Here is a 15,235-nt window from a genome sequence, read left to right as displayed (position 1 = left end):
GCCTGGGGCGTGGCTCACCAGCCCGGCGGGAGCGTGGACGGCGGGGGCGGGGCGTGCGGTGGCCGCGCCTCGCCCGGGGCGGAGCCGTACGCCAGGACGGTGTCCGTGCCGTCGGCGGCGTCCGGTACACCGCGCCGGGCGGCGACGATGAGGGTGACCAGGCCGGCGGCGGCCACAAAGGCCGCGGTGGCCAGTTCCAGCCGGGCCGCGGCGGGCAGCGCGGCGAAACGGTCCACCTCGCCGGTGTGCACGGCGAAGGCGAGGAACACGGCGCCGTGCACCAGCAGCAGCGCCGCGGCGGCGACGGACGCGGGCCGGGCCCAGGCCGCCCGGCGCAGTGCGGCGGCCGCGGCCGCCAGGGCCAGCAGGGCGAGCGCCGCCGCGTGCCAGTGCACGGGCGGCTGGAGCAGGGCGCGGAAGACCGAGGCGTCGCCGAGCAGGCCCTTGCGGTAGACATCGGTGCCGAGCCGCAGCAGCCAGTGGATCTCCCAGCCGGCGACGGCCAGTGCGGCGGCGCCGAGGAGGGCCGCGGTGGTGCGGGCCGGGCCCTTGTGCGGCCGGCCGGGCCGGCCCAGGTCCGCGTCGTACAGGGGCGCGTGGACCACTCCGTACGCCGACGAGGCGACCTCCGGCAGCCCGCGTACCGGGCGCCCGGTGCGCCCCTCGAACCGTCGGCCCGCCGCGACCACCACGATCAGTACGGCGGCCAGTGCGAGCTGGGCGAAGGCGGTCAGCCGTGCCCGCGAGATGAGACCGCTGTCCAGCCCTTGGAGCCAGCCCGCGCTGAGCGTCCACACCAGAGGGGTGCGCAGCAGGGCGGTGGCGGCCGCGAGGGAGAGCAGGGCGCCGGCGGCCACGGAGGAGGGGACGGCGGAGCGCAGTGCGGCGAGGGCGGCGGTGAGCGCGCCGAGCACCAGCAGCGGGTCGAGCAGACAGGTGGCCCAGGCGGTGAACTCCCCTGGCCGGCGGGCCTCTCCGAGCCAGGTCCACCACAGGTCGGCGGGGTGCTGGGCGAGGGTGAGGTCCCGGATGATCCAGGCCGTGCTGAGCAGGGCGAGCAGCAGGCAGACCAGCGCGCCGGCGCTGCGCGCACCGCGGGTGAGAACGCGATCCCGCACTGTGGACACGGTCCGCCCCCCGTCCGTGTCGGTGTACCAGGGTCGTCCACGGCGCCCCGGTATACGAGGCGTCCACCGCAGGTCTACTGCACTCCTGGCGTGGGGACAACAGAGCCGGAGGGGGCACCGGGTGCAAAGTGTGCAAAACGACAACCGGCCGGGGCGCCGCCTGGCGTCCCGGCCGGTCTACGGCACCCGCACGGCCGTACGTTGTTCATCATGGCGCGTCCGTATATCGGTGTTGCGACAGTGAAGTTGCCTTCATGTTAAAGCAGTTGGTGGCTATATGTCCCCCATGCCGTATATCGCGCCCCCCTGTCAAGCACGCCCTGGCGTCGATCTGCGCAATCTTCGCTCAAGAAGTAGACGACCTGTTCACTAGCGCACCCGATCCCCTTGACTCCGCCATAAATCACTTGCGAAAGTCCGCTCATCCAGCGGTGCGATCGGCGCCGCTTCACGTTCCAAGAGAACTCGGCGCGGGGGCACTTCGCGATGACTAGTCCATCCCAGACCGCGGCTACCAAGTCCGACACCCCAGGGCTTGGACCCAAGGGTCTGAAGAAGGAAAAGAAGAGCAAGGGCGGTGAGCTCGTCGGCCGATCCCCCGGCCAATTGATGTGGATGCGGTTCAAACGTGACCGCACGGGTGTGGTCTGCGCGATCGTCGTGCTGGCCTTCTTCGTCATCGCGGCGCTGGCGCCGGTGATCGGGGCGCTGTACGGCAAGGACCCGTACACGCTCTACGCCAACGAAGACCCCAACCTCCTCGACGAGTTCGGCTATCCCGCCGGCGCCAACGGGGGCATCTCTCCCGCGCACTGGTTCGGTATCGAGCCGCAGCTGGGCCGCGATGTGTTCATGCAGCTGATCTACGGCATGCGGATGTCGCTGGGCATCTCCGTCGCGGTGACCATCCTGACCGTGGTCACCGGCATCATCATCGGTGTGACGGCGGGCTACGTCGGCGGCAAGGCCGACTACTTCCTCAGCCGGGTGATCGACTTCCTGCTGGCCTTCCCGAGCCAGCTGACCTTCGTGGCCTTCATGCCGGTCGTGGTGGCGCTGTTCGTGCCGCCGGGCGATGAGACCCCCACGTACGTCCGGGTCTGCGCGCTGATCATCGTGCAGTGGTTCCTGGGCTGGATGGGTCTGGCCCGGCTGCTGCGAGGGCAGGTGCTCTCGCTGCGCGAGCGGGAGTTCGTCGAGGCCGCGAAGATCACCGGCGCCTCGCCCTGGCGGATCATCCGCAAGGAACTGCTGCCGAACGTCGTCACCCCCGTACTGGTGCAGAGCACATACATGCTCCCCCTCTTCGTGACCGCGGAGGCAGGCCTGTCCTTCCTGGGCGTCGGCATCATCGAGCCCACGCCCGACTGGGGCCGGCTGTTCCAGGCAGGCGCCCGCTTCTACGAGAACGACCCCACCTTCTTGCTCTTCCCCGCCGCGGCCATGCTGATCTTCGTGCTCTGCTTCAACCTGCTCGGAGACTCGGTCCGCGACGCCTTCGACCCCAAGTCAGGGCGCTGATCGTCCACTTGAGGAGGGGTTGCTGTCACCCCACCGGCCGGGCCTGCCCGGATGCTTCGGACAGCACAACTGGACCCCAACTGACAGGCAGGTGCTCGGAACTCATGAACGCACTTTCTACGCGCAGAGCTCGCGCGGTGATCGTGGCCCTGGCGGCCGGTTCACTCGCGCTGACCGGTTGCAGCGGTGGCAGCGGCTCCGACAAGAACAAGTCGCAGACGGACGCGGACGCCGCCGCGCAGGCCAAGGCGATCCCGATGGGCACCGCCGCCGACTCCACCGGCCCGGCGGTCGCCGTCAAGGGCGCGCACCGCGGCGGCACCATCCGCGTGTACCAGCGTGACAGCTACAACCACCTCGACCCCGGTCAGATGTACGTCAGCGACATGAAGGCGCTGTCGCAGCTGATCTTCCGCGGTCTGACCGCCTTCAAGCAGGACGACAAGGGCAACGCCAAGGTCGTCGGTGACCTCGCCACCGACGCCGGGCAGATGTCCGACGGCGGCAAGACCTGGAAGTACACGCTCAAGGACGGCATCAAGTTCGAGGACGGCAAGCCGATCACCTCGAAGGACATCCGCCACTCCATAGAGCGGCTGTACGCCAAGTTCATCACCGACGGCCCGACGTACATCCAGACCTGGCTGTCGGGCGCCGGCACGACCTACCGCAAGGCGCTGCCGGACGGTCCGTACAAGGGCGACCACCTGCCCAAGAGCGTGCTGGACACGCCGGACGACAAGACCGTCATCTTCCACTTCAAGAAGCCGCAGTCGCAGCTGCCGTACGCGCTGACGATGCCCGGCTACAGCGTGGTCCCGGACAGCGCCAAGGACACCAAGGACGCCTACGACGTGGCGCCGGTGTGCGCGGGCCCGTACAAGATCGCGTCGTTCAAGTCCGGCAAGGCGATGCAGCTGGTGCGCAACAAGAACTGGGACCCGAAGACGGACCCGATGCGTACCGCGTACCCGGACGGCTACAGCATCACCTTCAACCACCAGGCCTCGGACTCCACCAAGCGCCTGATGGCCGACCAGGGTGAGGCCAAGAACGCGGTGAGCTTCACCAACGCGGTGGACCCCACGCTGACCAAGGACGTGCTGACCAACGCCAGCGCCAGCAAGCGCCTGGTCCAGGGCTACCAGCCCTACGTCTGGCAGATGAACTTCAACATGGACCGCATCAAGGACAAGAAGATCCGCGATGCGATCACCTACGCGATGCCGAGCCAGCAGATCGTCCGGGTCAACGGCGGCAGCTACGGCGGTGAGATCGCCGGCGGTCTGCTCGCCCCGACCGTCGCGGGCTACAAGAAGGGCTACGACCCCTACGGCAAGCTGACGAAGCCCAACGGCGACGTGGAGAAGGCCAAGAAGCTCCTCAAGGAGGCCGGCAAGACGGGCATGAAGCTCGTCTACGCCTACTCCAACACCGAGGCGCGCCAGAAGGAAGCCGTCGTCATCGAGGACGCGCTGACCAAGGCCGGCTTCAACGTGCAGAAGAAGGAGGTCGACGCGGCCTCCTGGTACGAGCAGATGGGCAAGGTCGACAACGGCTTCGACATCTACATGACCGGCTGGGGCCAGGACTGGCCGGACGCCTCCACCGTCATCCCGCCGTCGTACGACGGCACCACCATCCAGGACGGTGCCTCGAACTACTCCCACGTCAACGACAAGCACGTGAACTCCGAGATCGCCCGCATCTCCGAGATCACGGACGTCAAGAAGGCGACCGAGGAGTGGCAGAAGCTGCACCAGTACATCGTGGAGAAGGTCAACCCGGCCGCGCCGGTCTTCTACACCAAGATGCTCCAGCTGCACGGCTCGAACATCGGTGGCACCCGCTACAACATGGACGTCAGCTACCTCGACCCGAACACGCTGTACCTGAAGAAGTAGCCACAGCAGCCCCTTCAGGGACACACACCGCATGACGAAGGCACTCCGGACGGCGCGCACACGGCGGAACGCGCGCCCTCCGGGGCCTTTGGTCCGCCACCCCTCACGCCCATGCCGCCGCCGTCCTGAGAGCAGCGAACTGCCATGCTTCAATTCCTACTTCGCCGGACGTTCGGCGCTGTTGTCATTCTTCTCCTGCTCAGTGCCTTCACCTTCTTCGTCTTCTTCGGTGCCGGTGACCCGGCGACGATGTCCTGCGGAAAGAACTGCACCGCGGACAACATCGCGCTGATCCACCAGAACCTCGGCCTCGACAAGCCGCTGCCGACCCAGTACTGGGACTGGCTCGTCGGCATCTTCGCCGGCCGGGACTACTCCATCGGCCACTGCAACGCCCCCTGCTTCGGCTACTCCTTCGCCACCAAGCAGGACGTCTGGTCCACGCTGATCGACCGGCTCCCCACCACCGCCTCGCTGGCCATCGGCGGCGCCGCGGTGTTCCTCACCGTCGGTCTGGGCACCGGCCTGCTCGCCGCCTACAAGCGCGGCTCCATGATCGACAAGGTGCTCACCTCGATCTCGATGGTGCTGAGCTCGGCACAGATCTACATCCTCGGTCCGATCGCGCTCGGCCTGTTCGTGTACAGCGGCCTCATGGACTCCCCCAAGTACGTGGAGTTCAGTTCCAACCCCGCCGGCTGGTTCATGGGCCTGCTGATCCCCTGGGTCGTGATGGCGACGATCTTCACCGCGCAGTACACCCGTATGTCCCGCTCGACGATGATCGAGCAGCTTCAGGAGGAACACGTCCGGACGGCCAAGGCCAAGGGCATGTCCGGCGCGTATGTCTTCCTGCGCTACGCCTGGCGCGGTTCGCTGATCCCGATCGTGACCATCCTCGGCATGGACCTCAGCTCGCTGTTCGGTGGCGCGATGATCACCGAGTTCACCTTCCAGCTGGCGGGCGTCGGACGGCTCGCGATCGACTCCGTCATCACCCTGGATCTGCCCATGGTCCTGGGCGTGCTGGTCTTCAGCGCGGCCCTGATCCTGGTGTTCAACATCATCGTGGATGCGACGTACGCCTTCATCGACCCGCGCGTGCGCCTGTCCTAGGAGAGCCTGAAGTGACCACACTCACCAAGACCGAAGGCACCACCGTGCCGGCCGGGTCCGACCCCTTCCTGTCCGTTCGTGACCTGCATGTCCGGTTCTCCACCGAGGACGGCATCGTCAAGGCGGTCGACGGGCTCTCCTTCGATCTGGAACGCGGCCAGACCCTCGGCATCGTGGGCGAGTCGGGCTCCGGCAAGTCGGTGACCAACCTGGCGATCCTGGGCCTGCACAACCCGAAGGCCACCACGATCGGCGGCGAAATCCACCTGGACGGCCAGGAGTTGACCGGGGCCCGGGAGAAGACCCTGGAGAAGCTCCGCGGCAACAAGATGGCGATGATCTTCCAGGACGCGCTGACCGCGCTGTCGCCGTACTACACGGTCGGCCGGCAGATCGCCGAGCCGTTCATGAAGCACACCGGCGCCAGCAAGCGCGAGGGCCGGCAGCGCGCCATCGAGATGCTGACCAAGGTCGGTATCCCGCAGCCGAATCTGCGGGTGGACGACTATCCGCACCAGTTCTCCGGCGGTATGCGCCAGCGCGCGATGATCGCCATGGCGCTGGTCTGCAACCCCCAACTGCTGATCGCCGACGAGCCGACCACCGCCCTGGACGTCACCGTCCAGGCGCAGATCCTCGACCTGCTCAAGGACCTCCAGCAGGAGTTCGGCTCCGCGATCATCCTGATCACCCACGACCTCGGCGTGGTCGCCAACACGGCGGACGACCTGCTGGTGATGTACGCGGGCCGGGCGGTGGAGCGGGGCTCCGTCAAGGAGATCCTCACCGAGCCCCGGCACCCGTACACCTGGGGCCTGCTGAGCTCCATGCCGCGGCTCTCCTCGGACGTCAGCGAGGCGCTGCACCCGATCCCCGGCTCCCCGCCGAGCCTGCTCAACCCGCCCTCCGGCTGCGCCTTCAACCCGCGCTGCGACTTCACCGCCGAGGTCGGCGGCAGCCGCTGCACCGACGAGCGGCCGTTGCTGGAGCTCGGGCGCGCCGCCGCGTGCCATCTGACCGCCGAGCAGAAGCAGACCCTCTTCACCGAGCAGATCAAGCCCCGGCTGGGCTAGGAGCGACCACCATGGCAGAGAACGTCACCCTTCCGGCGCCGCGCGACGCCGCGCCCGCCCAGGGCGAGCCGCTGCTCACCGCCGAAGGCCTGACCAAGCACTTCCCGATCTACGGCGGCTTTCCGTTCAAGCGGAAGGTCGGCGCGGTGCAGGCGGTCGACGGTGTCGACCTGACCGTGCACGCGGGCGAGAGCTTCGGCCTGGTCGGCGAGTCGGGCTGCGGCAAGTCCACCACCGGACGGCTGCTCACCCGGCTGATGGAGCCGACCTCCGGCAAGATCACGTACGCGGGGCAGGACATCACCCACGCGGGGCGCAAGGAGCTGGCACCGGTCCGCTCCGAGATCCAGATGATCTTCCAGGACCCGTACGCCTCGCTGAACCCGCGGCAGACGGTGGGCACCATCATCGGCGGCCCGATGGAGATCAACGGGATCAACCCGACCGGTGGCCGGGAGAAGCGGATCCGCGAACTCCTGGAGACCGTGGGCCTCAATCCGGAGCACTACAACCGCTTCCCGCACGAGTTCTCCGGCGGTCAGCGGCAGCGCATCGGTGTGGCCCGGGCGCTGGCCCTGGAGCCGAAGCTGATCGTCGCCGACGAGCCGGTGTCGGCCCTGGACGTCTCCATCCAGGCGCAGGTCGTCAACCTGCTCCAGGACCTCCAGCGCGAGCTGGGCATCGCGTTCCTGTTCATCGCCCACGACCTGGCGATCGTGCGGCACTTCAGCGAGCGGGTCGCGGTGATGTACCTCGGCAAGATCGTCGAGGTGGGCCCCCGCGACGAGATCTACAACCGGCCGCGGCACCCGTACACCCACGCGCTGCTGTCGGCGGTGCCCGAGGCCAAGCTGGTGGAGAACGACGAGGAGGAGCGGGAGCGCATCCGGCTCGCCGGCGACGTGCCCTCCCCCGTCAACCCGCCGTCCGGCTGCCGCTTCCGTACCCGCTGCTGGAAGGCGCAGGACAAGTGCGCCACCGAGGAGCCGCCGCTGCTCCAGCTCTCCGGCAACAACACCGGCCATCTGACGGCCTGCCACTTCCCGGAGGAGCCGACGACCGCGGCGCGCGACGAGGACATCATCCTCGACCCGGCGCTGGCGGCGATGGAGGAGGCCGCGCCGGAGTCCGACGACTGAGGCGTAACTGCGCGGTACCGGCTGCCGCCGTGGCGGGAATCTCTCCCGCCGCGGCGGCGCTGGCGTTTCCGGACGCCACACCGGAGACGCCGGCCACGCCGGAGCGTGCGCGCGACCTGGCCTAGGAGGGGGCCCGGCCGCTCGGTACCACGTGTCGTTCCTCCGCGAAGTGGCAGGCCGAGGGGTGTCGCTCCGGGCCCGTCGACTCCCGGAATTCCGGGGGGACTTCCAGTGGCGGGACGACCTCGGCGCACAGGTCCTGAGCCTTCCAGCAGCGGGTGCGGAAGGGGCAGCCGGAGGGCGGGTTGGCCGGTGAGGGGACATCGCCGGTCAGCAGGATCCGTTCGCGGTGGGCGCGGGCGCCCGGGTCCGGTACGGGCACGGCGGAGAGCAGGGCCTGGGTGTAGGGGTGGGTGGGGTGGTCGTAGATCTGCTCCTCGGTGCCGGTCTCGGCGAGCCGGCCCAGGTACATCACCGCGACACGGTCGGAGATGTGCCGTACGACGGACAGGTCGTGCGCGATGAAGACGTAGGAGAGGTCGAACTCGTCCTGCAACTGCTCCAGGAGGTTGACGACTTGGGCCTGGACGGAGACGTCGAGGGCGGAGACCGGCTCGTCGGCGACGATGATCTCCGGGCGCAGGGCGAGACCGCGGGCGATGCCGATGCGCTGCCGCTGGCCGCCGGAGAACTGGTGCGGATAGCGGTTGATGTACTCGGGGTTGAGCCCCACCACGTCCAGGAGTTCCTGCACCCTGCGGCGGCGGTCCCCCTTGGGGGCCACCTCGGGGTGGATCTCGTACGGTTCGCCGATGATGTCGCCGACCGTCATCCGGGGGTTCAGGGAGGTGTAGGGGTCCTGGAAGACCATCTGGATGTTGCGGCGTACGGACTTCATCGCGCGGCCGGAGAGGTGGGTGATGTCCTCGCCGTGGTACAGGATCTGACCGGCCGTCGGGCGTTCCAGGGCGACCAGCATCCTGGCGACGGTGGACTTTCCACAGCCCGATTCGCCGACGATGCCGAGGGTTTCGCCCTTGCGGAGGGCGAACGAGACCCCGTCGACGGCCTTGACCGCGCCCACCTGCTTCTTGAACACCACACCCCGGGTGAGCGGGAAGTGTTTGACCAGGTCGCGGACCTCCAGGATCGGCTCGCCGCGCACCGTCGGATGGCCGGCATAGGAGGAATCTCCTTCCGGCGTGGGGGGATTTACTCGCTTCAACGCCTTTGACCTCGGCCTTCTGCACAGATCTGCGCTGTTGTCAGTGGGACCACGTACGGTGGGCCGCGTTGGCTGGGAGGAGGTGAACGACCATGCGACGGAGCTTCAAGTTCCTGTTGAGGCCGACAGTGCGGCAGCAGGCAGCGCTGTCGGCGATGCTTGCCGCCCACTGCACTCTGTACAACGGAGCGCTCCAGGAGCGGCGGGACGCCTGGCTGCACCCGTCCAGGACGCGTATTCGGTACGCGGACCAGTCCGCGCAGCTCAAGGAGATCCGTGCCGCCGATCCAGACCAGACACGCTGGTCGTTCTCGTCCCAGCAGGCCACGTTGCGGCGGTTGAACCGGGCGTTCGAGGCGTTTTTCCGCCGCGTCAAGGCAGGGCAGGCGCCGGGCCACCCCCGGTTCCGTTCGCTCTCGCGGTTCGACACGGTGGAATGGCCCAAGGACGGGGACGGCTGCAGGTGGGACTCCACCCCGCACGATGCGCAAACCCGCGTACGTCTCCAAGGCATCGGACACGTACGCGTTCACCAGCACCGTCCAGTGCGCGGGCGAGTCAAAACGATCAGTGTCAAGCGTGAGGGGGCGCGCTGGTTCGTGGTGCTGTCCTGCGACGACATACCCACCGAGCCCCTGCCCGCGACAGGCCGTGAGATCGGCATCGACATGGGCATCACGCACTTCCTCACCACCAGCGACGGGCAGCACTTCGCCAACCCGAGGCACCTGGCGAGCGTTACCGAAGCGCTGGCCGCCGCGCAGCGGGCGCTTGGCGCTTTCCCGAAACGCAAGCGGGCTCGGGACCGGTCCAAGGCGCACCGTCTGGCCATACGCCGGGTGGCCAAGCTTCACGCAAAGGTGCGCCGTCAGCGGCTCGACCACGCGCACAAGACTGCGCTCACCCTTGTGCGGCAGGCGGACATGATCGCGCACGAGAAGCTGAGCATCAAGGCAATGATCCGCCGCCCAGCCCCGAGACAGGCCGGAGACGGTACCTACGAGCCCAACGGTGCCTCGGCCAAGACGGGGCTCAACCGAGCAATTCTGGACGCGGGTTGGGGCGTGTTCCTCGGCATCCTCGCAGACAAGGCAGAATGCGCCGGTCGCGAGCTGATCTCGGTGGATCCCCGCAACAGCTCCCGCCAGTGCCCACATTGCGGGTACACGGCAGCGGAGAACCGCGACCGGGAACGCTTCGAGTGCCTCCGGTGTGGGCACGGCGACCACGCCGACCGCATCGGTGCCCTCAACACGGCAAACAGGGCCGGGCTGGCCCTCTGCGTCGCGGCCTGGCCACCGACGCAGGAAGCCCGCGCATTCACGCGTGGGCGGAGTCACCGAGGGTCTCCTTCCAGAAGTGGCAGGCACTGGCCCGGCCGGGGCCGGCCTCGTACAGCGGTGGCAGCTCACTGCGGCAGATGTCCTGGGCCAGCGGGCAGCGCGGGTTGAAGGGGCAGCCCGGCGGGATGGCGGTCAGGTTGGGCGGCAGGCCCTTGATCGCGTACAGCCGCTGTCCCTTCTGGTCCAGCCGCGGGATGGAGTCCAGCAGCCCGCGGGTGTACGGGTGGGCGGGCGCCCGGTAGAGCTGGTGGACGGGCGCGGTCTCGACGATCCGGCCCGCGTACATCACCGCGATGGTGTCGGCGACGTCCGCGACCACGCCCAGATCGTGGGTGATCAGGATCAGCCCCATGGTGAGCTCGCGCTGGAGCTCCGCCAGCAGGTCCATCACCTGCGCCTGGACGGTGACGTCCAGCGCGGTGGTCGGCTCGTCCGCGATGATCAGGTCGGGGCCGAGGGCCAGCGCCATCGCGATCATGATGCGCTGGCGCATCCCGCCGGAGAACTGGTGCGGATAGTCCCCCACCCGCGCCCGGGCGGCGGGGATGCCGACCCGCTCCATCAGCTCCACGGCCCTGCCACGGGCCTCCTTACGGGAGGACCCCTCATGGACCTGGAACATCTCCCCGAGCTGGGCCCCGACGCTGAGCACCGGGTTCAGTGCGGACAGCGCGTCCTGGAAGATCATGGCCATCTTGGCGCCGCGGACCTTGCGCCGCTCGTCCTTGCGCAGCTTCAGCAGATCGCGGCCCTGGAAGACGATCTCGCCGCCGGTCACATAGCCGGGCGGTGAGTCGAGGATGCCCATCACGGCCTGCGCGGTGACGGACTTGCCGGAGCCGGACTCGCCGAGCACCGCCAGCGTCTGGCCGGGCGCCACCCGGCAGCTGACGCCGTTGACGGCCTTGGCGATCCCGTCCCTCGTACGGAACTCCACCTTCAGGTCCCGTACGTCGAGCAGGGCCGTCGCCGCACCGCCGTCCCCCTGCTGCCCGGCACCGTTGGTCATCTGCCTTCTCCTCAGCGCAACTTGGGGTCGAGGGCGTCGCGCACCGCGTCGCCGAGCATGATGAACGCCAGCACCGTGATGCTCAGCGCGCCGGCCGGCCACAGCAGCATGTGCGGCGCGGTGCGGATGTAGGTGGAGGCGGTGGAGATGTCGATGCCCCAGGAGACGGTGGGCGGCTTCAGGCCCGCGCCCAGGTAGGACAGCGTCGCCTCCAGGGCGATGTAGGTGCCGAGCGCGATGGTGGCGACGACGATGACCGGGGCGACGGCGTTCGGGGCGATGTGCCGCAGCAGCATCCGTCCGTTGCCGGCGCCCAGCGCCCGTGCGGCCTGGACGTAGTCGTTCTGTTTGGCGGTGACGACCGAGCCGCGGGCGATCCGGGAGACCTGCGGCCAGCCGAGCAGCACGATGAAGCCGACGACCGGCCAGACCGTGGTGCTGGTGACGACGGAGAGGAAGACCAGGCCGCCGAGGATCACCGGGATGCCGAAGAAGATGTCGGCGGTCCGGGAGAGCAGGGTGTCCGACCAGCGGCCGAAGAAGCCGGCCAGTCCGCCCAGCAGGCTGCCGAGCAGTGCGGCGCCGGTCGTGGCGCAGACGCCGACGGTGATCGAGGCGCGGGCGCCGTAGACCACCCGGGTGTAGACGTCCCGGCCCTGGGTGTCGAAGCCGAAGGGGTGGCCGGGCTGGGAGCCCTGCTGGGCCTTGGCCAGGTCGGCGCGGTAGGGGTTGCCGGTGGCGATCAGCTGCGGCCAGATCGCGATGATCACCAGGAAGACGATGACCAGCGCGGAGAGCACGAAGACCGGGTTGCGGCACAGATCGTGCCAGGCGTCGCTCCACAGGCTGCGCGGTTTGCCGAGCGGCACTCCGGCGGGTGGCCCGGCGCCGGGCGGTGCGGCACCGGGCCTGCGCTCCAGCGACTCCGCCTCGCCGATGGCCAGCGCGGCGGAACCGCCGTCGCCGTGGCCGATGGCTTCCTTGGGGACATAGGGCTCAGGCATAGCGGATCCTCGGGTCGAGGACGGCGTAGAGCAGATCGACGAGGAGGTTCGCGAGGAGGAAAACCAGCACCAGGATCGTCACAAAGCCCACGACGGTCGGCGAATTCTGCCGGAGGATTCCCTGATAGAGCTGGAATCCGACGCCATGGATGTTGAAGATGCGCTCGGTGACGATCGCCCCGCCCATCAGGGCGCCGATATCTGTGCCGATGAAGGTGACGACCGGGATCAGCGAATTCCGCAGCAGATGGCGGCTGATGACGCGGTGTGGGGGCAGGCCTTTGGCGACGGCGGTACGGACGTAGTCGGCGCGGGCGTTCTCCGCGATCGAGGTACGGGTCAGCCGGGTCACATAGGCGAGCGAGACCAGCGCCAGCACCAGCCCCGGCAGCAGCAGTTCGTTCAGCGGCGCTTCGGGGGCGACGGACGGCGCGGCCCAGGCCCACCGCACCCCGAACACGAATTGCAGCAGATAGCCGCTGACGAATGTCGGGATGGACACCACGACGAGGGAGGCGATCAGCACCGTGGTGTCGATGCTCCGGCCGCGCCGCAGTCCGCTGAACACGCCCAGCACCAGGCCCACGATCATCTCGATGACGACGGCGACCAGTGTCAGCCGGAGCGTGACGGGAAATGCCGAGGCCATCAGCTCGGTGACCGACTGGCCGTTGAACGCGGTGCCGAAATTGCCCTGGAAGATCTGCCCCATGTAATGCAGGTACTGCTTCCACAGCGGCTGGTCGAGGTAGAGGTCGCGGCGGATCTGTGCGGCGGTGGCGGGGTCCGGTGCGCGGTCGCCGAACATCGCGGCGACCGGGTCGCCCAGCGCGTACACCATGAAGAAGATCAGGAAGGTGCTGCCGATGAACACCGGGACCATCTGGAGCAGCCGCCGGACCACATAGCGTCCCATGAATCCCCGACCTCCTTCACTGTCCGCTCAGTTGACCGTGATCTGGTTGTAGACCGGCACGCCGAACGCATTCAGCGAGACGTGGCTGATCCGGTCCGAATAGCCGCCGCTGCCGTTCTGGTACCACAGCGGGATGGCCGGCATCTGCTGGGCGAGGATCTTCTCCGCGTCCTGGAACTTCGCGACGGCCGCGCCGGTATCCGTCGCCGCATTCGCCTCGTTCACCAGCTTGTCGAAGCCGGGGTTGCTGAACTTGCCGTCATTCGAGGAGCCGTTGGTGTAGTACAGCGGCTGAAGAAAGTTCTGGATCAGCGGATAGTCCATCTGCCAGCCGGCCCGGAAAGGTCCGGTCAGCGACCTGGCCGCGATCTTGTTGCGGAAATCGGCGAACGTCCCGACCGGGTTTCCCACGCACGCCTTGTCATCGCCCAGCGATTTATTGATGCTGTTGCAGATCGCGTCGATCCAGTCCTTGTGCGACCCGGTGTCCGCGTTGTACATGAGCGTCATCCGGCCGCCGGGAATTCCACCGCCCTCCTTGATCAGCTGCCGCGCCTTGGCCGGATCGAACACACAGGCCGCACCGCACAGCCCCGCCTTGTACCCGCCGTCCTTGCCCAGCACCGGCGAGGTCCAGTCGGTGGCCGCCGTCCGCGTCCGCTGGAAGATCTCCTCGGTGATCTGCGCCCGGTCGATCGCCATCGACAGCCCCCGCCGGACCTTGTCCGCCCCCGCCCGCGACCACCGCTTGTCGTACATGGGAAAGGTGAGGGTCTGAATGATCCCGGCCGGCTGATTGAGGTACCGCCCGCCGAGATCCTTCCGCGCGTTCTTCAGCTGCGCGGCCGGCACATCGTCGACCAGGTCCAGGTTCCCCGCCTGAAGATCGGTATAGGCCGTGTTGTTGTCCGTATAGACCCGCAGATCGATCCCGCCGTTACGGGCCGGATCGTCCCCCGGATACTTCTCCCACTTCCGCATCCGCAGCACGGACCCCTTGTCGTACGAGTCCACGAGATACGGCCCGTTCCCGACGGGTTTCGCCAGCCACCCGGCATGGTCCGTGAAGAACGTCCGCGGCAGCGGCATGAAGGCCGTATAGCCCAGCGTGTCCGGCCAGGTCGAAAACTTCTGATGGAGCGTGACGGTGAAGGTCCGGTCGTCCTTCACCGACAGCCCGGACAGCGTCCTGGCGGTGGGCCGGCCATTCGCCGGATGCACCCGGTCGAATCCCTCGATGTACTGGAAGAAAGGCGCGTTCTTCTGCTTGTTGCTGATCAGCGCCCCGTAATTCCAGGCGTCGACGAACGACCTGGCGGTGACCTTCTCTCCGTTGCTGAAAGTCCAGCCGGGTTTCAGCACCACCGTGAAGTGCTGCGAATCCTTGGTCTCGATCCGGTCCGCGATGACATTCTCCGCGGCCCCGGTCCTCGGGTTGTACCGCTTGAGCCCCCGGAACAGCATCTCCAGGACCTTGCCGCCCTGCACCTCGTTCGTATTCGCCGGCTCCAGCGGATTCTGCGGATCCCCCCACGACGCACTCACCACCCCGGACCGGCCGGCACTCCCCCCACCACACGCCGTGGCCACGAGCGCGACCGCGACGGCCAGAGCTCCCGCCCCCCACCACTTCACGCCCCCGCGTCCGCGCATGACGCCTCCTCAGCTCCGGATCGTGCCTACGGCACATAAGATCCCAAGACCTGGCATCACGCACTTCAGGGGCGCCCGCGGCTACTCCATTCGCCCACGTTGTCGGCTGGCCCGCCGTGGTGGTTGTTCGCCGTTGCGCCTGCGGCGGGCCAGGTGGTTGTCGGGTGCGGTGACGGACCTCCGGGGCCTGGTGTGTGGACTGCTT

General features: G+C 68.2%; 11 protein-coding genes and 1 pseudogene. 6 read left to right on the top strand and 6 right to left on the bottom strand.

Features of this window, described 5'->3' with window-relative positions:
- Window positions 1-14: 14 nt before the first annotated feature.
- Complete coding sequence (locus ACZ55A_RS18280) at window positions 15-1,118, bottom strand: hypothetical protein (RefSeq protein ID WP_468840927.1); 1,104 nt, start codon at window positions 1,116-1,118, stop codon at window positions 15-17.
- A gap of 495 nt (window positions 1,119-1,613) precedes the next feature.
- Here ACZ55A_RS18280 and ACZ55A_RS18275 point away from each other — a divergent pair, with 495 nt between their 5' ends.
- The 5 genes from ACZ55A_RS18275 to ACZ55A_RS18255 all read left to right on the top strand — a co-directional run bounded on the left by ACZ55A_RS18275 (window position 1,614) and on the right by ACZ55A_RS18255 (window position 7,880).
- Entirely contained in the window at window positions 1,614-2,648 is a 1,035-nt protein-coding gene (locus tag ACZ55A_RS18275; protein ID WP_468840925.1) for an ABC transporter permease, read from the top strand.
- 104 nt (window positions 2,649-2,752) lie between these two features.
- Entirely contained in the window at window positions 2,753-4,552 is a 1,800-nt protein-coding gene (locus ACZ55A_RS18270; protein ID WP_468840923.1) for an ABC transporter substrate-binding protein, read from the top strand.
- A gap of 144 nt (window positions 4,553-4,696) precedes the next feature.
- Window positions 4,697-5,668, top strand: coding sequence for an ABC transporter permease (locus ACZ55A_RS18265; protein ID WP_468840921.1), 972 nt, complete (start codon window positions 4,697-4,699; stop codon window positions 5,666-5,668).
- 11 nt (window positions 5,669-5,679) lie between these two features.
- Window positions 5,680-6,741 (top strand): ABC transporter ATP-binding protein, encoded by a 1,062-nt coding sequence (locus ACZ55A_RS18260; RefSeq protein ID WP_468840919.1) that lies wholly within the window; start codon window positions 5,680-5,682, stop codon window positions 6,739-6,741.
- 11 nt (window positions 6,742-6,752) lie between these two features.
- Window positions 6,753-7,880 (top strand): ABC transporter ATP-binding protein, encoded by a 1,128-nt coding sequence (locus tag ACZ55A_RS18255; protein ID WP_468840917.1) that lies wholly within the window; start codon window positions 6,753-6,755, stop codon window positions 7,878-7,880.
- Between the two features lie 121 nt (window positions 7,881-8,001).
- On the opposite strand, the gene ACZ55A_RS18250 is transcribed toward ACZ55A_RS18255, so the two are convergent.
- Complete coding sequence (locus tag ACZ55A_RS18250; RefSeq protein ID WP_468840915.1) at window positions 8,002-9,045, bottom strand: ABC transporter ATP-binding protein; 1,044 nt, start codon at window positions 9,043-9,045, stop codon at window positions 8,002-8,004.
- A gap of 152 nt (window positions 9,046-9,197) precedes the next feature.
- Here ACZ55A_RS18250 and ACZ55A_RS18245 point away from each other — a divergent pair.
- Window positions 9,198-10,385: pseudogene (locus tag ACZ55A_RS18245) on the top strand (RNA-guided endonuclease InsQ/TnpB family protein); the annotation flags it as partial.
- Window positions 10,386-10,425: 40 nt separating this feature from the next.
- On the opposite strand, the gene ACZ55A_RS18240 reads toward ACZ55A_RS18245, so the two are convergent.
- Genes ACZ55A_RS18240 through ACZ55A_RS18225 form a run of 4 tightly spaced genes read right to left on the bottom strand, consistent with a single transcriptional unit; the run spans window position 10,426 to window position 15,030 of the window.
- Window positions 10,426-11,457, bottom strand: coding sequence for an ABC transporter ATP-binding protein (locus ACZ55A_RS18240; RefSeq protein ID WP_468840913.1), 1,032 nt, complete (start codon window positions 11,455-11,457; stop codon window positions 10,426-10,428).
- 11 nt (window positions 11,458-11,468) lie between these two features.
- A complete protein-coding gene (locus ACZ55A_RS18235; protein WP_468840911.1) occupies window positions 11,469-12,461 on the bottom strand; it encodes an ABC transporter permease in 993 nt (330 codons plus the stop codon).
- On the bottom strand, window positions 12,454-13,377 hold the full coding sequence (locus ACZ55A_RS18230) for an ABC transporter permease (RefSeq protein ID WP_468840909.1): 924 nt from the start codon (window positions 13,375-13,377) through the stop codon (window positions 12,454-12,456). Before ACZ55A_RS18230 ends, ACZ55A_RS18235 begins: the two co-directional genes overlap by 8 nt.
- 27 nt (window positions 13,378-13,404) lie before the next feature.
- On the bottom strand, window positions 13,405-15,030 hold the full coding sequence (locus ACZ55A_RS18225) for a peptide ABC transporter substrate-binding protein (protein WP_468840907.1): 1,626 nt from the start codon (window positions 15,028-15,030) through the stop codon (window positions 13,405-13,407).
- Between the last annotated feature and the right edge of the window lie 205 nt (window positions 15,031-15,235).

This window comes from Streptomyces sp. NPDC034111, from assembly GCF_055575375.1.
This window is presented reverse-complemented; position numbering and strand designations above follow the sequence as displayed.